The sequence below is a fragment of the Prosthecobacter sp. Pr1 genome (genome assembly GCF_057652315.1).
Map to the genome: position 1 here is coordinate 150,431 of NZ_JBYFBS010000014.1, position 21,255 is coordinate 171,685.

The window sequence follows — 21,255 nt, forward strand, 5'->3', positions numbered from 1 at the left end:
CGCTTTCTTGGTCAGCAGCGCTCAGCGCTTGCTCTGCATCCAGGTCTTGTATTTCTCGGTCCGGCTGGCGGATAACGTGGATCCAGCTCAGGGGTGGAAAGGTCGGTGGCGGCGCGCCCCGGGCAGATTGATTGACCAAGCCCTCAGTGACGGGTCTTTGGTTCTCTTGGCAGTTCATGGGTATGGGTCTCGAAGGCCCCCGGTGTGCGGACGGTTTCCCGTCCACTCGCGGGTGCGGTGGTTCTGGGGAGACCATGGTCCCGGCGCACTCGCGACGGGCATAGGATCGCCCTTCCAATGTCGCCTGCGAGGTTAGCTGTCGGACTGGTCCTTGGAAGTGGACTGGTCGGTGGTTGCCCACCTTCCTTCGCCCCGCCCTGCGTCTTTCGACTCAGGGTTTTTGGGTCCCCCGCGCCACCATTCTGGAAGGAATGGCAGCTTCGGCTGCAACCCCATTGACGCATGAGGTAGGCATTTTGTCAAAACGGCGGCCCAACATAAACTGCATGTATGGGCTTGACATGGGTGGCAGTTTTTCACCTTTGCCAGGTGAAGAGCCGTCGCCTTGAGCGGTATTTTGCGGCCGTCTAGCCTGCCGCTCATCGCGGGGATGGGCCGCCAATTTACCGAGCACCTGCATTTTGATGGTTGAGACGGCCCCCGCCAGACGTAATTTCGCTCCATGAAGCATGCGTCCTCATCCCCCCTCCTTGCCGGCCTCCTCGTTGCTTTGCTGTTTGCTGCTTCCACTCTCACGGCGCAGCAGGCACAGCGCATCGATGAAAAGGATCTGCGAGACTGGGCCGATCGCGGTGATGCCGACGCTCAGTTCGAGCTGGGACTGCGCATGCTCACGGGTGAAGGCTTGAAGAAAAATCTCGAAGAAGGCGTGAAGTCCGTCGAGAAGGCCGCGAAGCAGAAGCACCTGCGCGCGCAGCATGTTCTGGGCACTCTCTATGAAGACGGTGTCGGTGTGAAAAAGGATCTCGCCAAAGCAGCGGAGTGGTACCGCAGCTCCGCTGAACTTGGCTTTGCCCTCTCACAGCACAGTCTGGCCGCCATGTATGAGGAAGGCAAAGGCGTGAAGAAAGACGTGGTCAAAGCGGCGGAGTGGTTCAAAAAAGCCGCCGATCAGGGAAATCCCCCTTCGCAGACCGCCTATGCTTCAAAGCTCGAACGCGGCGACGGCATTGACAAAAGCTCAGCCAAGGCAGCGCTTTGGTACCTCAAAGCCGCCCAGCAGGACTTCGTTCCCGCCATGACTCGCCTGGCCAATCTCTACTACACCGGTCAGGGCCTCCCTGTGGATTACCGCCGTGCCGGAGCCTGGTATCGCCGTGCCGCACGCTCCGAAGACCCTTGGGCTTCCAACAATCTCGCCTGGTTCCTGGCCACCTGCCCGGAGGACAATCTGCACAATGGCGAAAGCGCCGTTCTGCTCGCCCGGCGTGCCTTGAAGCTCGTGGCCGAAGTCGTTCAGAGCGATGAGCAGCCTTATGAAATGATCGACACCATGGCTGCTGCTCTCGCCCGCAACGGTGAATTCAAAGAAGCCGAGCTCTGGCAGAAGCGCTGCATCGCCCTGCTCAAGGAAGACAAAGACCTGCCCGACGAAGATCGTAAAAAACTGCAGGAGGAGTTCGACACCCGCCTCAAGCTCTACCAAAAGGCCACCCCTTTTGCCGAGCCCGACCCCAAAGGCGAAGAAGGTGCGGAGCCCCTCCCTCAGGACACCATTCTCCAGGACGAAGGCCTTCCCGAGACCAAGCCCAAGAAAAATACGCCCAAAGGCGGTCGTGGCACAGTGGTTTGAGGTTGGTTTTTGCCGCTGCTAAACGACTTCTGCAGCCAGTCCGTATCCTCTCGCAGCGCAAGATTCGCACACATTAGCGCAATATCTGCAAGACTAAGCCCCTGTTACACGGTTAAACCGCCCACTCTTTTCATCCGGCATTCTGCCACTTTCCCCTTTATCTCATGTCCGCTGCCGTCGTCCGTTCTGCCGCCCTTCCGCCGCCTATTCCCGGTCTGAACCGCCGTATTCGCCAGCCGAAGAAAAACATCCCGCAGACCAAGCAGGATCGTGATCAGATTCTGGGCTGGGTTCGCGCCTATGCCGAGGAGCAGAAACTCGTCCCCCCCGTGCCTTTGGCTGATCTGCAGGAGCACACGGATAAAATCGTTGCCATCCACGCCATCGACAAAATCCATCGCGACTACGTCGGCGTCCTCCTCGCCAACGAAACCTGGCGCGAATCCCTCGCCACCGTGCCGTTTGAAAAGCGTCTGCTGCTGATGCCGAAGTGCCTCCGTGTGGAAAGCAAATGCCCGGCCCCCTTTGATGAGTTCGGCCTTCTCTGCAAGCAGTGCGGCCTCTGCTCCATTCAGGATTTCCAAAACGAAGCGGAAAAGCTCGGCTACGCCGTCCTCGTCGCCGAAGGCAGCGCCATCGTGATGTCTCTCATCCAGACCGGCAAGATCGAAGCCATTGTCGGCATTTCCTGCCTGCCCGTCCTTGAGCGCACCTTCCCCTACATCGAAGCCGCCGCCATTCCAGCCGTCGCCGTCCCCCTCCTTCAGGATGACTGCATCGACACCCTCGTCGATATCGACTGGGTCTGGGATTACATCCACCTCACCAGCGACGACAAAACCCGCCGCCTCAATCTCAATGCGCTGCATGACGAGGTAAAAACCTGGTTCACCATCGAGTCGCTCAATGCACTCATGGGCCCCTCCCGTGGCCACAGCGACGACATCGCCCGCGAGTGGCTCGCACGTGCCGGCAAACGCTGGCGTCCTTTCCTCACCGTCGCCGCCTACCAGGCCCTGCGCGAAGACCCCGAAGGCCCCATCTCTGACACCGTCAAGAAAGCCGCTATCGCCGTCGAAATCTTCCACAAAGCCTCCCTCGTTCACGACGACATCGAGGACGGCGACGCCGAACGCTACGGCGAAACCACCCTGCACACCGAGCACGGCATCCCCGTGGCCCTCAACATCGGCGACCTCCTCATCGGTGAAGGCTACCGCCTCCTCGCCGATAATGACGCCGCCGCGCACATCCGCAGCGCCGCCATCCTCGTCGCCGCCGAAGGTCAGCGTGAGCTCTGCATCGGTCAGGGAGCCGAACTCCTCTGGACACGCCATCCCGTCGCTCTCAGCAGCACCCAGGTGCTTGAGATCTTCCGCAGCAAAACCGCCCCCGCCTTTGAAGTCGCCCTCAAGGTCGGTGCCGCTCTCGCCGGCCAGCTCGATGAATGCGCCGACGTGCTCCACACCTACAGCGAGAACCTCGGCATCGCCTACCAGATCCGCGATGACCTCGACGATCTCGGCGAAGACTCCGCCGCCGACAACGAATGGAACATGCGCCCCAGCATCGTCCTTTCCCTCCTGCGTGAGAAAGGCAAAGGCGAAGTCAAAGACCAGATGGAAGCCCTCTGGAACGGCGTCGCCAAAACCAAGCCCGACAACGCCACCATCCGCGATTGGGCCCTCGACAGCGGTGCCCACGAGAAGGCCATGACCCTCCTCGAAAGCTACAAGGAAGCCGCCATCCGCTCCCTGCAGGAAGTCGAACTCCCCAATCTCAAAGGCCTCCTCCGCCGCGTCATCGGCAAGATCTTCAACGAGCTTGAGATCAAAGGCTGGTGCCGTGAATTCGAGCAGAAAAATCTCAATCCCGAGCTCCGCGCCGAAGCCGCCAAAGCCGCCGAACATCTGGTGCCCCAGGTCGGGGCTTAGTGCATACCCGTCAGGAGGGGGACATCTTGATCCCTCCATCCTCGGCCTTCGGCCCGGACATTATCGCATGGCGGGCTTGTCACGGCGCACTTCGTTTGCTCCATTAGGTGGGTTGCTGAATCTGCCTTCGGGCGCTTTTTTGGAGTCGTATGAATCGTCTGCGTATTTCTAGGGATCGCTGGGTGCTCTGGTCAGCTGCCGGGGTGGTGGTGCTTGCACTTGGCTTGGGCTGGCGGGCGGAACGGGCGCGCAGGGAGGCGGCGCGGGCCTTGGAGGAAACAAGGGTGCGGCTGGGGCATGCTCAGGCGGGCGGGGTGAATCTGATGGAGGACGCGAAGAAGGAATCGCTCAAGGTCGGGGCGCTGATGGGGCAGGTGGTGGAGCAGGAGCAGCGCATGCGGGTGCAGGCGAAGAAGCTGGACGCGCAGGCGCTGGAACTGGCGGCGCAGACGGAGCGGCTGCATGAGGCGAGCCGCGCGGACCATGCGCTGGCAGTTCAGCGCATGGAGACTGACAGCAACTGGCCGGAGGGCCTGGCACTGCTGGCGCGGGCGCTGCAATGGTGGCCGGAAAACCCCCAGGCCGCGACGCGTCTGCATGCGACGCTTTCGCTGCACGCAGCGGAAAATCAGGGCTGGCCCCGCAAGGTGCTGCACCATGCGGGGACAGTGTGGAAGGGGAGTTTTTGCACGGATGGCTCGCGCTTTTTGACATGGTGTGAAGACAAGTCAGTGAGGGTGTGGGATGCGAAATCGGGCGAAGGGGTGGGCGTGCCAGTGGTGCTATCGGGCACGCTTCACGCGGCAAAATTCAGCCCGGATGGCAAACGCATCCTGACGGTGGATGGAAATGGTTCTGTGAATGCGGTGCGGCTGTGGGATGTAATGACGGGCCGGCAGATCGGGGAGCCGATGATGCAGGATGACGGCGTGCACTCTGTGCAATTCAGCGCGGATGGTGCGCGCTTCGTGAGTGTGGGCCAGAGCGGCACCTCGGCGCAGGTGTGGGATGCAGCCACGCAGCACCCGCTCGGTTCGCCGCTGGTCCATGCGGGCACGGTGAACAGTGCGGAATTCAGCCGGGACGGCTCGCGCGTGGTGACGGCGGGCGAGGACAAGACGGTGCAGGTGTGGGATGCCGCCACGGGCAAACCCCTCGGCAAACCTTTGCTCCTGCCGCTGGTGGTCACGGTGGCGCACTTGAGTCCGGATGGCGCGCAGGTGCTGACGACGACCTATGGCGAGGCCGCGCAGATGTGGGACGTCGCCACGCGGGTGCGCAGCGCGGAATACAGCCCGGACGGCACCTGCGTGATGACGATGGGGGAGGATGAGGAGGTGATTTTGTGGAGCGCGACGACCGGCGAGCAACTGGGGGCGCCGCTGCGTCATGCGGCGCTGGTGGAGAACGTGGGCTTCAGCCACGATGGGACGCGCTTGGTCACCATCGACGTGTCGCACAGGGTGCAGGTGTGGGAGGTGGCCAGCGGCAGGCGGCTGGGCGTGCCACTGCGGCATTCCGAGACGGTTTTTAGCGCAGAATTCAGCCCGGATGGCCGCTGCCTGCTGACAGCCTGTGCCGATGGCACAGCGCTGCTCTGGGACGCGCCGACGGATCTGCCGTTGGAGGAGCCCCTGCGGCATGCGGATGCAGTTTTGACGGCAGCCTTCAGCCCGGATGGAAAACGCCTGGTGACGGGGAGTGATGATGATACGGCGCAGGTGTGGGACATGACGACAGGCAGGCCGGTCGGAGTGCCGATGCGGCATGAGAATCGCAGGGTGTCGTGCGTGGAATTCAGTGCCGATGGCCGGCGTGTGCTGACGGCGAGCACGGACAGCACCGCGCGTGTGTGGGATGCGGCCACGGGCCTGCCGGTGACGGAGCCCCTGCGCCACGCAGGGATGGTGTTATGTGCGCACTTCAGCCCAGATGGCTCGCACGTGCTGACTGCGACTCTGGAGGATGGCGCGCAGCTGTGGGACGTGGCGAACGGGAAGTTGCTGGGCGTGCCGATGCGGCATGAGGATGATAAGGCGGCGGGCAGTACACCGGTGGATGCTAAGGCGCTGGGCGGGGCGGATGGGCTGAGTGTGGCTGTACTGAGTGCGGAGTTCAGCCAGGATGGCAGGCGCATTTTGACGGCAGGTGCGGATGGCACGGCGCGGCTGTGGGATGTGGCCACCTGCAAACGGCTGGATGTGTCTGCGCTGACGCATGAGGCGGAGGTGACGCAGGCGCATTTCAGCCCGGATGGCACCCTCATCGTGACGCGGAGCGAGGATGACAAAGCGAAGCTGTGGGATGCGGCCACTGGCAAGCCGCTGGAGCTGCCGCTGCTGCTTGCAACGAAGGTGCAAAGTGTGGCATTCAGCCCGGATAGTAAGCGCTTGGTGACGGTGGGCGGGGACAACGCTGCGCAGGTTTGGGACGTGGCCTCGGGCCGGCCCCTGGGCGTGCCGATGCTGCATGACCGGCATCTGGGGGGCGCAGAATTCAGCCCGGACGGCACGCTCATTGTGACGACGAGCGATGATGAGAAGGCGCGTGTGTGGGATGCTGCGACGGGCCTCATGCTGGGCGAGCCGCTGCACCACGCGGAGCTGGGCCCGCATGAGGATTTTGAGGGAAACTCGGACTTCACGCCAAATGCCTGCTTCAGTCCGGATGGCCGATGCATCGTAACCACGAGCATCGATGACGTGGCACGCCTGTGGCACCTGCCGCCCCCTGCTGCTCCACTGGTGCCGGTGCCTGAATGGGTGCTCGCCCGTGCCTATGCGGTCGCCGGCCTGGAGCCGGGGCCGAACGGGGAGCTGCGCGAGATGTCTCCAGAGCACCGCCTCACGGCGGTGCTGGCGGAAGTGCCGAAAGAAGGTGAGTGGTCAAAGCTGGCTCTCTGGCTGGCCCTGCCGGCCTACGAACGCCCGCTCTCGCCGGCTTCGCGCTTCACCCGTGGCCAGTTGGCAGAGCGTGAGCGCGATGCGGATGACTGGAATGCGCAGGAGCAGCTTCGCACACCGAACTCGGCCTCGATGGAAGCCCTGGCCTCGGCCCTGCGCTATGACCCAGGCACCCCTCTGGCCCACATCCTGCTGGCCGGTGCCCTGCTGCGCGAAACGGCCTTCATGTCCCCGGATGACATTCCCCCTTCACTGCCCCAAAGCATGGCCTTTATGCGTGAGCACGGCGTACACATCATGCCAGAAAATGACACGCTATGGTCTCGTGCGGCGGCGAGCTTGTGGGAGCAGGGGGACAAGCGTCTGGCGAAGCAGGCGGAGGAGCGGGCGGCCGGAAAGTGAAGAGGAGATTTTTTGTCCGCCTTTTTCACTGCTATTTCCATCGGTCGAGCTTCGTTTGAAGCCGACCATGAAGTTGCTTCGTCTCTGTACCGCGTTTCTGCTCCCCCTTTCAGTTGTCCACGCCGCCGACTCGCGCCCCAACGTCCTCTTCATCGCCATTGATGATCAAAACGACTGGATCGGCTGCCTCGGCGGACATCCGCAGGTGAAGACCCCTGCCATCGACGCCCTCGCCAAGCGCGGCACCCTCTTCGCCAGCGCCCACTGCCAGGCCCCCTTGTGCAATCCCTCGCGCAGTTCGCTCCTCACCGGCCTCCGTCCCTCCAGCACCGGCATCTACGGCCTCGCCCCCGGCATCCGCGAAGTGGAGCAAACCAAGCACCATGTGACGCTCCCGCAGACCTTCACCCAAGCCGGTTACTTCACCTTCAACAGCGGCAAGATCTACCACGACGGCTCCATGCGCGGCGGCGATCAAAAAGCCGAGTTCAACGAATGGGGCAATCGCGGCCCCATGCCCAAACCGAAGACGCCCATCGCCAATCTCCCCGGCCCGGACCGCCATCTCGCCATGGATTGGGGCGTCTTCCCTGAGAAAGACGAAGACAACGCGGACTGGAAAATCGCCGACTCCGCCATCGATGCCCTGAAGCGCGCTCCTGCCGACAAACCCTTCTTCATCGCCGCCGGTTTCCGCCTCCCTCACGTCCCCTGCTTCGCCTCGCAGAAGTGGTTTGATCTCTATCCAGACGCCACTCTCCAGATGCCGCCGGTCAAAGAAGACGACCGCGCTGACCTCCCCAAGTTCGCCGATTTCCTCCACTGGAAGCTCCCCGAGCCACGCCTCAGCACCCTGCGCAAATTCAACGAATGGCGTCCCCTAGTCCGCGCCTACCTCGCCTGCGTCAGCTTCATGGACAGCCAGGTCGGCCGCCTCATGACCCAGCTCGAAGCCACCGGCCGCTTGGACAACACCATCATCGTCCTCTGGGGCGATCATGGCTGGCATCTCGGCGAAAAACTCATTACCGGCAAAAACACCCTCTGGGAGCGCAGCACCCGCGTCCCCCTCATCTTCGCCGGCCCCGGCATCAAGCCCGGTCAGGTTTGCACCAGCCCCGTCGAACTCCTCGACATCTTCCCATCCCTCCTCGCCCTCGCCAAACTGCCCGCCCGCCCCGACCTCGAAGGCCACAGCCTCATGCCCCAGTTTCAAGACGCCAGCGCACCCCGTGAGTGGCCCGCCATCACCACCCACAATCAGGGCAATCACACCATCCGCACCCAGGACTGGCGCTACATCCGCTATGCCGACGGCAGCGAAGAACTCTACGACATGAAGAACGATCCCAACGAGTGGAACAATCTCGCCAAGGCCCCCCAGCACACCGCCAAAAAAACCGAACTCGCCAAGTGGCTGCCCAAGATCGACAAAGCCCCCGTCCCCGGCAGCAAGAGCCGCGTCCTCACCTACGATCCCACCACAGGTGAAGCCATCTGGGAAGACAAGCCGATTGATAAAAGCGCTCCTCTGCCGGAACCGTAGGCAGTGTCAGCCTCTCCCCACAAGCTCCGCCTCACCCTCGGCCTCGGCTTTCTCGCCTTCATCATCGCGGGATCTCTGCTGCTCCTCGCGTGGCTGCGTCAGCGCGAGCGCGAAGAGTCCAAGCACCTCTTCCAAGCCCTGGCCCAGGCCGATGCCGAATTTGTGCGGCGCATGAATCTCCCACGCAGCGGCAAACTCGCGCAGGATCTGGAACAACTGCTCGGCATGCAGATCGAGTTTCGCCCGGCAGGCACAGCTCCCGCCAACACCGAAGACCGCCTCACCATTCGGCTGGATGAAAAGAACGACATGATCTTCACCCGCACTCCCGTGGTGTCATCACTGTCTCTGCGCGATCCCGCCACACTCAATGCCTTCATCGCCTTCTGGCTCATCTCCGGCCTCATGGGCTGGCTCCTCGTCCGCGAGCGCCTCAAGCGCGCCCAGTCCGAGCGCCTCGCCATGCTTGGCCGCGTGGCCACCAGCCTCGCCCACGACATCAAAAACCCGCTCGCCTCCATTCAGCTTCACGCGCAGTTGATGTCGCCACAGAATGAGGAAGATGCCCAGGCCGTCAGGCTCATCGAAAACGAATCCGAAGTCATCGCCGGTCTCGTGAACCAGTGGCTCCACCTCGCGAATCCTCTGCCACCCAAACTCACAAAGCTCGATCTCACCGACTGCATTCGCGGCGTTGCCAGAAACATCGAGGCTCAGGCCCGCCATGCCGGCGTTGAGGTAGAGATCAATCTGCCCTCTCCCATCTGGATCATGGGCGATGCCCAGCGCCTCGCCCAGGCCGTACGAAACCTCATGATCAATGCCATTCAGGCCATGCCTCGCGGTGGCAAACTCATGGTGAGCGGCCACCCCGCCGGCCCATGGTTTGAGCTTCGCTTCGCCGACTCCGGCGCCGGCTTTTCCGAACTCGCGCTGGCTCAAGGCACCGAGCTCTTCTTCACCGAAAAAGAAGGCGGCATGGGCGTCGGCTTAAACATCGTCTCCAGCATCATCACCGCACACGGCGGCACCTTAAAATTGCAAAATGACCCCAAGGGCGGAGCGGTGATCATCGTGCTGCTCCCCTTGCTTCCCGCATGACTCCCTCCATCCTCATCATCGAAGACGAATACGCCCTCGCCGCAGCACTCTCCACCGTGGTACGCCGCTTCGAGGCCACCCCCGTCGTGGCCGCTTCAGGGCAGGGCGGGATCGACAAGCTCGCGGCGCAATCCTTCGCCCTCATCATCCTCGATGTCGGCCTGCCGGACATGAGCGGCCTGAAGGTCCTGGAGAAAATCCAGTCTCTCCCACAGCCACCCCCGGTGATGATCATCACCGCCCACGGCACGCTGGACACCGCTCTAGAGGCAAAGCGTCTCGGCGCTCGCGAGTATTTCCTCAAGCCGCTCAATCTGGCCGACATCCAGCGGGCCATCCGCGAAGTCTTCGCACCAGCGAAAACCGAGCAGCGTGCAGACACCACCATGATCGGCAACAGCGAGCCCATGCAGCGTGCGTTCGCCGTCATCGCTCAGGCCAGCGGCAACGATGCGCCCGTCCTCCTGCAAGGTCCCCCCGGCAGCGGCAAGAGTCTCGCCGCCCAGGTCATTCATCGCCACAGTGCTCGCTCTGAAAAACCGCTGATCATATTCCGCGCCGATGAGTGGTCCGAAGATCGTGCCGAAGCCGCGTTGGATGAAGCCATCGCCAAGGCAGGTGACGGCGTCCTTTTTCTCGATGAAATCAGCGCGTGGTCAAAGCCCCTCCAGGCGGCGCTCATGCATCGCCTCAGCTCTGGCATGCTCAAGGCGCGCCTCTTCAGCGCATCCAGTCAGGAGGCCGCGCCTCACCTGCGTGAAGACTTGTTCTACGCGCTCGCTGTCCTTCAGGTCCTCCTCCCCCCGTTGCGCGAGCGCACTTCGGACATCCCCGCTTTGGCAGTCTCCTTTCTCGGCGGGCAGGTGCTCTCCGCTGAGGCTCTTGCTGCACTCAAAGCCCACACCTGGTCTGGCAATGTGCGCGAACTGAAAGCCGCCATGGCGCACGCCGCCGCCGTCTGCAGCGGCGGCACCATTTTACCCCATCATCTGCCTGCCAGCATCGTCAAGACCGAGGAATCCAATCACCTCGAAGAAACGATGAAACGTGCCATCTCCGCCTGGCTGGATCAAAAGACCACCGGCACCGATGAAATGATGCCCGCGTATGACGACCTTCTCGAAACGGTGGAGGCCGCCATGCTCGACACCCTGCTCAAGCGCTTCGACGGCAAGCCCACCCGCCTCGCCACCGCCATGAAAATGAATCGCGCCACCCTGCGCCGGAAACTCCGCGAAGAGTAAAAGCTCCGGCCTCTCGGTTTGGACGAGTGAGCTTAAATTGTGCTTGTCCGATAATTCCAAGACCGCCAAAGCGGTTCTCCCTCCCCCCGCCCCTGACACACGCTGACAGCAAATTTTTACTTCGGGGAGAGGGTCGGGGTGAGGGGACTACAGGCCGCCTTCGCCTGCTTGGGATGCAGCCTCCTCTTCATTCACTTCCCATCCGCCTTCCCCGGCACTCGCGGATCATTTGCAGGAAAAAAGAGCTTCTTGTCGCGGTCAAAATAGATAGCTTGGCACGCCCCAAACCCCTCGGACTCCGCCAGCTTATGCCCCAGCGCTTTCACTCGCGTGAGCGTGCCCTCGCCAAAAGCCTTCTCAATCTTCAGCTCGTCCGGATTCCACTGATGGTGAAATCTCGGCTCCGCCAGCGCTTCTGCTGGCAGCATCCCGTCATCAATGATGTGCGTCAGCAGCAGCAGCGCCTGCGTGATGATGGTGGGTCCACCCGCCGCTCCGGTCACGATCACCGGCTTGCCATCCTTGAGCACAATCGTGGGACTCATGCTCGAAAGCGGCCTCTTCCCCGGAGCCACCGCATTCGCCTCCGCCCCCACCAGCTTGAAGGCATTCGGAATGCCCGGCTGCACCGCAAAGTCATCCATCTCATCATTGAGCAGCACCCCCGTCCCCGGAATCACCACCTTGCTGCCAAAGCCGGTGTTGATCGTTTGATTCAGCGCCACCCAGTTGCCCTCGGCATCAGCAGTGCAGAGAAACGTGGTGTGCTTGCCGAAAACGTCCCCCTCCCAATGCGGCGGCATGTTGTGCCCTGAAACAGCGGTGGCGTGATCCAGATCAATCTTCTTCGCCAGTTCCGCCGCATAAGCTGGATCCACCAGGCCCTTCGGCACCGGCGCAAAATCCGGATCCCCCAGCCAGTAGGCACGATCCGCAAACGCCAGCTTCATCGCTTCCGTGATCACATGAATCCGGCTGCTCGCCCGGAAGTGGCGGATGGGGAAATGCTCCAAAATATTGAGGATCTGCGCCACATGCACCCCGCCCGAACTCGGCGGCGGCATCGTGATCAGTTCGTAGCCACGATACTTCGAGCTGATCGCCGCCCGCTCAGGCGCTTGATAGCCGGCAAAATCCTGCGCCGTCATGATGCCGCCATGGGCCACCATCCATTCGCCAGTCTTTTGCGCAAATTCACCGCCATAGAACCATTCGATCCCGTCTGCCGCCACAGACCGGTAAGTTTTTGCGAGGTCGCTTTGGACCAGCCGCTGACCTTTCTCCAGCGGCTTGCCATCCTTGAGGAAGATGGCGGCGGAGGATGGAAACTTCGCGAGTTTGGCCGCCGTCGCCGCCAGCTTGCGCGCATACACCGCATCAATCTCGAACCCCTTTTCCGCAATGTCGGCGGCTGGCAGCAGCACATCGGCCAGCTTGAGCTTTCCATGCTTCGCTTGCGCAGCAGCACAGGCTTTCAAATATCCCGGCACTCCGGAGGCCAGCGCCCCAGTCTTGCTGGCTTCATCATCCAGTTTGCCGTTGATCACATACATGTCGCGGCTTGCCTTGGCCGGCGCCATTTCACGGCCATCAATGCACGTCACCGTGCCATCTGCCGCATGAATGACAAAGAAGCAGCCACCACCAATGCCGGAGTTGTGCCCGTCCACCACGCCCAGCGTCAGTCCCGCCGCAATGGCCGCATCAATGGCATTCCCACCCTTTTCAAACGCCTGCTGGCCCGCCTCAGTCGCCAGCGGATGCACGGTCGCGATGGCGTGTTTCGGGAAGGCTGCATCTGCGGCAAACAGTGCCGGTTGGGCGAGCAGGACAAGAGCGGCCAGTACTTTCATACCGCCAATGCTAGTCGCCGCAGTGGATGCGTCGAATCAAAAAGGCACCCCAAATCAGATGGGATCGCTTCAGGACTGCGCACTGCGCTTCCAGCTCAGCCATGCGTGCCGGTAGGTGAAAGCCATGGCCATGATTCCTGCAAACAGAAGCAAGGCCCGGCTGGGTTCGGGCACCGCGATCACACTGCTCATGGCAGTCCCCGGCACCGTCAGATCCAGCGTGCCAGCCTTGTCAGGTTCCGTCGCACCCACAGCCATGGCGGCAGCTATGCTGCAAGCTAACCAGTAACTAAAGGAACGGATGGACATTAATTTAAAATAATCTTTATCAGGTCTCCCCCGGTTCAAACAAGGTTTTTTTTGTTCCGAAATTGATGCACAACTCTCAATTTCAGCTCCTTGCTCGGTATTGATTAAGTTATTTGCCGAGTTTCTCAATAACTGCCTTCTCGCTTGCGCCTGCCCTGCGCCTCCGCCATGACTACGGCCCCCCAATTCCGGCATCTTATCCATCATGTCCAACGTCAGTACTCCGCGTGTCATCAACATAGGCTTGGCAGGTTTAGGCAATGTGGGGGCTGGAGTGTTCAAGAATCTGCAAAAGAATCGCTCCCTCATCGGTCAACGCATCGGTGCCGAACTTCGTGTCGCCAAGGTCGCCGTCCGTGACCTTTCCCGTCCCCGCGATGTGGAGGTGCCCCCAGCCATGCTCACCACAGACTGGAAGGACCTCGTCAATGATCCTGCCATTCCCGTGATCGTCGAACTCATCGGCGGCACCACCTCTGCCTACGATCTGGTCGCGGCGGCCTTGCGGGCCAAAAAAATTGTAGTCACCGGCAACAAGGCCCTCCTGGCCGAGCGCGGAAAAGAACTCTTCGCCCTTGCGGAGGAATGCAGTGTGCCCATTTACTTTGAGGCCGCCGTCGCAGGCGGGATTCCCATCATCCAGGTCCTCCAGGAAGGGCTGGTGGGAAATCACATCCGCTCCATTCACGGCATCATCAACGGTACCTGCAATTACATCCTCACCCGCATGTCCCAGGCTGGCCTCAGCTATGCTGATGCTCTGCAGGAGGCTCAGGACAAGGGTTATGCCGAGGCAGATCCCACCCTCGATGTCAGCGGCTGGGATGCCGCCCACAAGGCCATCATTCTCGCCTCCCTGAGCTACGGATTCTGGATTCCGCAGGACAAGGTTCATGTGGAAGGCGTGGACCGCGTGAACATCACCGACTTCCGCTTTGCCGAACGCCTGGGCTACACCATCAAGCTGCTCTCAGTCATCCGTGCAGACGAAAACGGCCTCGTCGAGGTGCGCACCCAGCCCTCCCTCGTGCCGCTGTCTCACGTCCTCGCAAATGTCAGCGGTGCCTTCAATGCCGTGCTCGTCAATGGAGATGTTGTGGGCGAGACCCTGTTCTACGGACGTGGCGCCGGTCAGGACCCGACCAGCAGCAGCGTCATCAGCGATCTCTGCGAAGCCGCCGCCGTTTTGATGCACGGAGCCCGCCACAGCGGCTTTGTGCCGCATGGCCTCTACGGCAAATCCAAACCCGTGGATGACACCGTCTCGCATTACTATCTACGGCTGACGGTTGATGACGTTCCGGGGGTGCTGGCTCAGGTCGCCACAGTACTTGGCGAGCGTGGGATTGGTATTTCTTCCATGATCCAGCCGGAAGATCTCGAAGACACCAGCGGAGAAACGTCACTCGTGCTCATGATTCACGATGCACGTCTGGGAGACATGAAGTCGGCTCTCGCCGCCATCAGTCAGCTCAAGTGTGTGCGGGGTGAGCCAAGCTGGATGCGCGTGGAAACTTTGCAGAGCTAGTGATTCGATCGGCAAATCTAACGCCGGTCAAAAATGGGCGTGGAATGCAGCTCTAAAAATGAGAAGATACGTTTCATGAAAATCGCCCTCTCCAATCTCGCAACTCTTGTTGGGGGGACTGTGTTGTGCGGTGATCCCGACGGGCAGATCACAGGTTTTGCATCCTTGAAAGAAGCCATTCCCGGCGATCTGAGTTTCTTTCACGACCCACGCTACAACGAGCGGCTGGTCAACACGAAGGCCAGCGCCATCCTCGTGCCCCTCGGCTGGAAGGAGTTTCCACCCAACGCCTCCTGCATCGAAGTTTCTGACCCTTCACGCTGCTTCGAGAAGATCGTGGAAACGTATGGCTTCCAGCCAGCCCCCTTTGCACCCGGAGTCCACCCGTCCGCAGTGGTCGCAGAAGGTGTCAAATTTGATCCCGCGCATGTGTGCATTGGGCCCAATGCCGTCATCGAATCGGGGGTGGAGCTCGCAGATGAGGTGGAGGTCGGCCCCGGTTGTTTTGTCGGCCGCAATGTCATCATCGGCAAAGGATCCCGCCTCCATGCAAATTCCACCGTGCATGCCGAATGCGTCCTCGGAGAAAATGTGTTTCTTCACTCCGGTGCCGTCATCGGTGCCGATGGGTTCGGCTATGAATTTGGTAACGGTCGCCATCGCAAAGTGCGTCAGGCAGGCATCGTCCAAATCGACAGCGACGTGGAGATCGGCGCTGGCAGCACGATCGATCGCGCACGCTTTGGCCGCACCTGGATCGGTGAGGGCACCAAGATCGACAACCTCGTGCAGATCGGCCACAACGTCGTTATCGGCAAACACTGCATCATTGTCGCCTGCGCCGCCATTGCCGGCAGTGCCGTCATTGGGGATTATGTGGTGATCGCCGCCCAGGTGGGCATCGCCGGGCATGTCCATGTAGGCTCTCAGAGCACCCTGGCCGCACGTTGCGGAGTCACCCGTGATCTGCCCGGCGGGCAGACCTATCTCGGTTTTCCAGCCATCCCCGTGGGTGAAGAAAAGCGTCGTCTGGCCGGCATCAACCGCCTGCCTCAGTTGGTGGCACGAGTGAAGGAACTCGCCGCCCAGATTGCCGGCGGCAAATCTGCCTGATCACCCCGGGCACCTCATTCAAAAGCCTGTCAAAAAAGCTTGGGCCCAGCGCCTTGATCAGTCCCCTCTGGGCATTCACACAATCTCTTTTCCCTCGCTCCACGACATCGCAAATCCAGCGTACGTTTTGTAGTCCCGCCTTCAGGCGGTTCCGGACGAACGTCCACAAAATAACGTCACTCATGCACCAGTGACACTTGGGTTCTGATGTCAGTTGGTTCAGCAATTTTCAGTAGTGTAGCCCAACGCAACGCTCTTGATCTGGCCGGAGAGGGATCATCCTGATCCCTCCACACTCCGCTTCCTCCATCGCTCCGAACAAGCATCTTAGTCAGCACCCAGTGCGTTCTACCGAAGCCTGACGCAACGCTCTGCGTTGGCAGGAGCATGCTCCCTCTGCATCTCTGCCCCTTTGCGGCAAAATCGAACGTCTCATCCACTTCGAAACACCCCGTCACCGAGTCCGCTTTTCGAAAATCCGTTTTGGAAAAATCCTGCCGCCCCACAGCTCGTCGTTTGAGCATCACCTGCCGCATCCCTCCTGCTTCCACAAAATCTCCGAGACACCTGATGCGCGTTCTCATCACTGCACCTCCGCACCACACCAGCCCCAAAGGGGCTTCGTAACATAGCGAAGGGTTGCTGAGCCTTGGCGAGGCTACCCTGGTACTCCGCGCCCCCCTCCGGAAAGCAAATCCAGCACTCTGCCACACCCCACGCCCACCAGCAGCGTCTGCAATTCGCTCCGCCGCACGACCTCCCACGACATTCAAGTCTCCCACCTCCAAATACCAACCCGTCGCTTTGCTGCGTCTTACTCACCAAAAACCCCACTGCTGCGTCTTCATCACATACAGCCCCAGCGCCAGATTCCCCACCGCGTGCATGAACACACACGCCCCCAGGCTCTTCGTGCGCACCGCCACAAAATAAACCAGCGCCCCCCACACGAACGCTCCCAAATAGTCCTCCGTGTTGTGAATCAGCATCACCGCCAGCGTCACAATCCAAAACACCTTCCACCGGTGCGTGCCAAAAGGAACGCGCTCAAACCGCTCGTCCTCCGTCATCAGATAGCGCATCAAAAATCCACGCCAGAACAGCTCCTCCACAAACGGCACCACCAGCACCATGCGTGCAAAGCGCATGCCCACCACCAGGCCGAACCACAGCGGTGACTCCTGCGCGATCATCGGATCAAACCCCTCCTTGCGTTCAGCAAGTCCCAGCCAGTTCCACCACGCAGCAGGTTCATGCCCCTGCTGGATCAAGCTCTCACGCAGCACCGACGGCGCCACCCACACGGCAATTCCAACCAGCCCAAGTACGAACGCCATCCCAAAACCTCTCCACGGTCTGAACGTGTAGTGCTGCCGAAACCACACCAGCACCACCGCACAGATCACCGTTTGCAGCGGATAGGCCCAGTGCTCCGGCGCACGCACGTGCCAGGGCAGTTCGGAATTTTCGATGCGAAACAGCCCGGGCACACCGTTCAGCAGTGTGAACAGCAGCAGGGGCAGCACGTAAGCTGCTAGGTTCGAGGCGCGCAGGCGTGCAAGCATCAGGTGGGGCAGTTTAAGGCAGCGCCAGATCCTTCGCACGGTCATTGTTCAGCAGCCACTTGGAGCAGCCCTTCAAATACATCCGGTTCCAGATGGAGAGCGTGCCTGCACCCGTCGCCATCAGGGCGATCACGCGGTTGGAGATATACTCCATCATGTTGCTGAATCGGCCGGGATGATCCGCCTTGAGCTGCGTGCCGCGCTCATAAAAGGCCACGATGCGGCCATCGTAGAAATACTCGATCAACTCATGCCACGCCTCATGCCAGGCACGCTGGCGCTGCTCATAGCGGCCCAGCTCCTTCGCCAACCGCTCAGGTGAATCGAGCAGCTTCTCGCCATGCTTGGCAAACATTGCGCTCAGAGACTCCGCAGAGTCCAGCGCCAGAAACACCCCGGGCGAAAGCATCGGATCCACAAACCCAAACGCATCTCCTGCCGACACCCAGCCCGGCCCCTGCGCGCGGTCTGAAATCAGCTGATAATTCGTGTAGGTGAAAACATCCGTCACGCGCTTGCGGTTGGCCGTCAGCGGTGAAAGCACCGGATCAGTCGCCAGCACTCGGTCGAGCCGTTCTTCACCATTGGCGCCAAACTCCGGCAGCGCCTTGGGATTCATCACAATGCCGAAGCTCAGTTTGTCCGGCAGCGGAATCCGCCAGCTCCAGCCCCACGGGTGGTACATGATCGCAATCTGCCCCGGCTCATACGGATGTTCGATCCCGGTGAAGTGCGCAAAGTGCGCCGTGTCCCGGCGCTGCCCGGTGGCCGCCTTGATGCCCAGCAGCTTCGCCGACGTGCGCGCCCGCCCGCTGCAGTCAATGATCAGATCCGGCTTTGCGCCATCACAGTAACCACCGGCCTCCAGCGCCGCCGCATCCAGCTCCAACTCAGGCCTGCCACCCGGATGCGCCACCAGTCCGGCTCGATGTTTCACAAACTTCACGCCCAGCTCCTTGGCGTAATCCTTCAACACATCATCAAAACCGGGGCGCGGCACATTGTACGCGTACGGTGGCAGGCGGCCCTCCACAGACCGGAAATTGAAGTTCATGCGCGTGCCCAGATGATGCAAAAAGCTCGCACCCGGCTTGAATTGCGAGATCGCAGCCACCCGGTCTTCAATGCCCATCCGTTGCAGAATCGCCACGATCGCGGGAATGAGCGACTCGCCCACCAGCAGCGCCGGACGTTTTTCATCATCATAGACCAGCGTTTGGATGCCTTGTCGGGCCAGCATCGCGGCGAGCGCGCTGCCGGCAGGTCCGGCTCCGAGAATGGCAATGCGGGGAGATGATCTCATGAGTCAATAACGGCGAAGTTTGCCGCTGGCGGTCAGCGGCAGTTCGGAAACGAACGTGTAGAACAGCGGAACTTTGTACGCGGAGAGTCGCTCCTGGCAAAGTTTTCTCAACTCAATCGCCGCTGGCGGCGCCTCGGCATTCTGCGGAATGATTTCTGCCGCAGGCATGGCTCCCAGCGCGGGATGGGCACGGCCAGACACTCGGGCGGCTTTGACCCCCGCATGGCTGCACAGCACCGCCTCCACTTCTTCCGGAAAGCACTTCAGTCCGCCCACATTGATCACGCTGCGCACACGACCACGCAGATAGAGACAGCCGTCCTCATCCATTTCGGCAATGTCTCCCGTGGCAAACCATCCTTCTCGCAAAACACTTTCGCGCGGCTGCCACGGCGTCAGGTACGCATCAAACACACCCGGCCCGCGCAGCATCAGTTCACCGTCATCCAGCTTCACCTCAAACGCAGGCAGTGGCTGGCCGATGGAAGTCGGCTTGTCTTTCGCATGCTTCAAATTCAGGATGGGCAGCCCCGCTTCAATAATGCCCATGCCCTGCGTGAGATACAGCCCCGTTTTGCCGGCAAACAGCTCCGCCACTTCAGTCGTCAGCGCAAATGCCGTCGAAACCGCAAGCCTCAGCGCACCCAGGCTGGCGGAATCAGGCAGGCCGGAAAGCATCGTGTAATGATAGGGCGATCCGTACATCACCGTCGCTCCATGCGCCTGCATCATCTCAATCATCACCTTGGGATCGCTCGCCGGAGCTAGGATCGTGGTGGCTCCGTGATACAAATAAAGCACGATGGAGACCGCAAAGTGATGCGCCATCGGCAGCACCCACAGCACCCGGTCCTGCGGCCCGATGCGCAATCCCTCGTTCGCCGCCGTGATGCGCGCCAGCAGCGTCTCATGCGAAATCACGATCCCTTTCGAGGCACCCGTGGTGCCGCTGCTGAAACGAATAAACGCCGGGTTCAAAGCCTCAAGCGCCCCTTCATCAAAAGCCGGCGGCGCATCACGCACCACCGCTTCCACCCGCCACTCCTCAGCACTCTGTGCATGCACGATGGCATCCAGCGCCGTCGCCTTGGCCAGTTGCGCACGCTCACTGACTGTCAGCTCATTCGGGATCGGCACAAAGCACGCGTTCTGCTGCAAAATCGCCAGCGCCACCACGATGTAGTCCGCCCCGCTCGGCGCATTCAGCCCGATGCGTGGCCTTGCCTTCTTCGGCCAGTTCGCATCTCCATTCAAACGGCCCGCACACTCCTTCATGCGCGCCTCCAGTTCACCAAACGTAAGCTGCAGTTCCGGGCTGACCACGGCGGAATGCGTGGGCGTGCTGCGTGCAAAAATAAGATCGACGATGTTCACTTGGCGGTTTCCAGTTGGCTCAAAATGCTTCGCACCTGCGGTGCCAGGTCGGCGGTGTCTTGTTCAGGAAAAGTTGCGGCAATGCCCGCCGCCTGCCCGGTGGCCAGCGCCGTGCCCATGACCCGCGTGCTCGCCTGCGCCCGATGTGTCGAGGAAATGCAGCGTCCCGCGATGAACACGTTCTTCAAATCACGCGCACGCAGCGCCTCCAGCGGAATGCCACAGGCCTTCGCCTCCTTCGGATACAGCAGTCGCGCTCCCCGCGCCGTCTCCCGCAGCTCCATCGGCCACGTCGCATTCGCAACCGCATGCGCATCGTTCCGGCTTTCGAGAATGTCTTCCTCCGTTAAAACAACTTCCCCAATCCATCGTCGGCTTTCCCGGATGCCAGCGCGCACGGGCAGCGTCGTGATCCGCGCTTGGCTGAAACCTTCCAGGTTTGCCTTCAAATGCTCCACGATCGCAAAAGTCACTTCACGTCCCAGCATCTCGATCTCCGTCAAGCTGCGCGCATCCGTCGCATCAAAAGAATCTCCTGGCAGATCAACCGTCAGGAACGCTTCATTCAAAGCCGAACTGGCGCGGAAATGCGCACCCGCCGCCTCAGCCGGAAGCTTTTTCTCCTGAATCGCACGCACCAGACATCCGGCGATTTTCAATGGCCCATCGCCAGTGAGGACAGCCGCATCCACATCACCGAGTCCCACAATATAAGCCGGACGTTGCAGCTCATGCTCCGGCGTCTGATCCCAGGGATGGTTCGCAAATGCCGCCACCACCGCATCCCCGCTGGCATCCACCAGAGTTCGCGGCCTCACCTTCCAGGTCGTGCCCCGGCATTGCAGCGTCACTTCCGTAATATGCTTATTTTCGACCCCGCATCCGGCGACCTCGGTGTGTAACAAAACCTGCAGTTTTTGCTGAATCCGACACAACTTGTCCAGATACAAAGCCAGCCTTTGCGGCTGATGCATCAGCACATCCACCCTCCCCATTCTCACCGGCCCGTGACCAATACCTTGTGCCAGCAGATCCCGCTCCAGCTCAACCGGCAGCCCCGGATTGGCAATACGAGGTGCTGCGTCTGGCGTCGCCGGCAGCTCATACAAACCACAGAATGAATGTACTAAAGAAGCCGTGCCTGCTCCGCCCAGAATGCCATGACGTTCCACCAGAAGCGTCTCCGCGCCACAACGTGCCGCCGCCAAAGCCGCCGCCACGCCTGCGCTGCCTCCGCCGATGATGAGAACGTCGGGATTCATGGCTG

The 21,255-nt window shown here is 61.1% G+C and carries 14 protein-coding genes and 1 riboswitch; of the genes, 8 read left to right on the forward strand and 6 right to left on the reverse strand.

Annotated elements, in window-relative coordinates:
* Positions 1-286 precede the first annotated feature (286 nt).
* Positions 287-456, reverse strand: a riboswitch (cyclic di-AMP (ydaO/yuaA leader).
* A 226-nt stretch (positions 457-682) separates the two neighbouring features.
* From AC24GY_RS20735 to AC24GY_RS20760, 6 genes are all read left to right on the forward strand, one after another.
* The gene (locus AC24GY_RS20735; protein ID WP_487686752.1) at positions 683-1,813 is read left to right on the forward strand and encodes a tetratricopeptide repeat protein; all 1,131 of its coding nucleotides are present in this window, start codon (positions 683-685) and stop codon (positions 1,811-1,813) included.
* Positions 1,814-1,977: 164 nt separating this feature from the next.
* Positions 1,978-3,747, forward strand: coding sequence for a polyprenyl synthetase family protein (locus AC24GY_RS20740; RefSeq protein ID WP_487686753.1), 1,770 nt, complete (start codon positions 1,978-1,980; stop codon positions 3,745-3,747).
* Between the two features lie 149 nt (positions 3,748-3,896).
* Positions 3,897-7,052 (forward strand): WD40 repeat domain-containing protein, encoded by a 3,156-nt coding sequence (locus tag AC24GY_RS20745; protein ID WP_487686754.1) that lies wholly within the window; start codon positions 3,897-3,899, stop codon positions 7,050-7,052.
* Between the two features lie 67 nt (positions 7,053-7,119).
* Positions 7,120-8,598 carry a sulfatase gene (locus AC24GY_RS20750; RefSeq protein WP_487686755.1) on the forward strand — a complete coding sequence of 493 codons (1,479 nt, stop codon included), beginning with the start codon at positions 7,120-7,122 and terminating at the stop codon, positions 8,596-8,598.
* 3 nt (positions 8,599-8,601) lie between these two features.
* Positions 8,602-9,699, forward strand: coding sequence for a sensor histidine kinase (locus AC24GY_RS20755; RefSeq protein WP_487686756.1), 1,098 nt, complete (start codon positions 8,602-8,604; stop codon positions 9,697-9,699).
* Positions 9,696-10,943, forward strand: coding sequence for a sigma-54-dependent transcriptional regulator (locus AC24GY_RS20760; protein WP_487686757.1), 1,248 nt, complete (start codon positions 9,696-9,698; stop codon positions 10,941-10,943). Before AC24GY_RS20755 ends, AC24GY_RS20760 begins: the two co-directional genes overlap by 4 nt.
* Before the next feature lie 191 nt (positions 10,944-11,134).
* Here AC24GY_RS20760 and ggt read toward each other — a convergent pair whose 3' ends face one another.
* Positions 11,135-12,796, reverse strand: coding sequence for a gamma-glutamyltransferase (ggt, locus tag AC24GY_RS20765; RefSeq protein WP_487686758.1), 1,662 nt, complete (start codon positions 12,794-12,796; stop codon positions 11,135-11,137).
* 69 nt (positions 12,797-12,865) lie between these two features.
* Positions 12,866-13,312: a PEP-CTERM sorting domain-containing protein gene (locus tag AC24GY_RS20770; protein WP_487686759.1), complete on the reverse strand. Its 447-nt coding sequence runs from the start codon at positions 13,310-13,312 to the stop codon at positions 12,866-12,868.
* Between AC24GY_RS20770 and AC24GY_RS20775 the strand changes: the two genes are divergently transcribed.
* Together AC24GY_RS20775 and lpxD are read left to right on the forward strand one after the other, a co-directional pair.
* Positions 13,311-14,633 (forward strand): homoserine dehydrogenase, encoded by a 1,323-nt coding sequence (locus tag AC24GY_RS20775; protein ID WP_422320406.1) that lies wholly within the window; start codon positions 13,311-13,313, stop codon positions 14,631-14,633. The two genes, AC24GY_RS20770 and AC24GY_RS20775, sit on opposite strands and share 2 nt — an antisense overlap.
* A gap of 75 nt (positions 14,634-14,708) precedes the next feature.
* Positions 14,709-15,746, forward strand: a complete 1,038-nt coding sequence (gene lpxD / locus AC24GY_RS20780; protein WP_487686760.1) for a UDP-3-O-(3-hydroxymyristoyl)glucosamine N-acyltransferase — start codon at positions 14,709-14,711, stop codon at positions 15,744-15,746.
* 818 nt (positions 15,747-16,564) lie between these two features.
* Here the strand turns inward: lpxD and AC24GY_RS20785 are convergent.
* The 4 genes from AC24GY_RS20785 to AC24GY_RS20800 are packed head-to-tail and all read right to left on the reverse strand — an operon-like array spanning position 16,565 to position 21,250.
* Complete coding sequence (locus tag AC24GY_RS20785; protein WP_487686761.1) at positions 16,565-17,311, reverse strand: CAAX prenyl protease-related protein; 747 nt, start codon at positions 17,309-17,311, stop codon at positions 16,565-16,567.
* Between the two features lie 13 nt (positions 17,312-17,324).
* Positions 17,325-18,614 (reverse strand): NAD(P)/FAD-dependent oxidoreductase, encoded by a 1,290-nt coding sequence (locus tag AC24GY_RS20790; RefSeq protein WP_487686762.1) that lies wholly within the window; start codon positions 18,612-18,614, stop codon positions 17,325-17,327.
* A gap of 3 nt (positions 18,615-18,617) precedes the next feature.
* The gene (locus tag AC24GY_RS20795; protein ID WP_487686763.1) at positions 18,618-19,988 is read right to left on the reverse strand and encodes a class I adenylate-forming enzyme family protein; all 1,371 of its coding nucleotides are present in this window, start codon (positions 19,986-19,988) and stop codon (positions 18,618-18,620) included.
* Entirely contained in the window at positions 19,985-21,250 is a 1,266-nt protein-coding gene (locus AC24GY_RS20800) for an FAD-dependent oxidoreductase (protein ID WP_422320401.1), read from the reverse strand. Before AC24GY_RS20800 ends, AC24GY_RS20795 begins: the two co-directional genes overlap by 4 nt.
* Positions 21,251-21,255 lie beyond the last annotated feature (5 nt).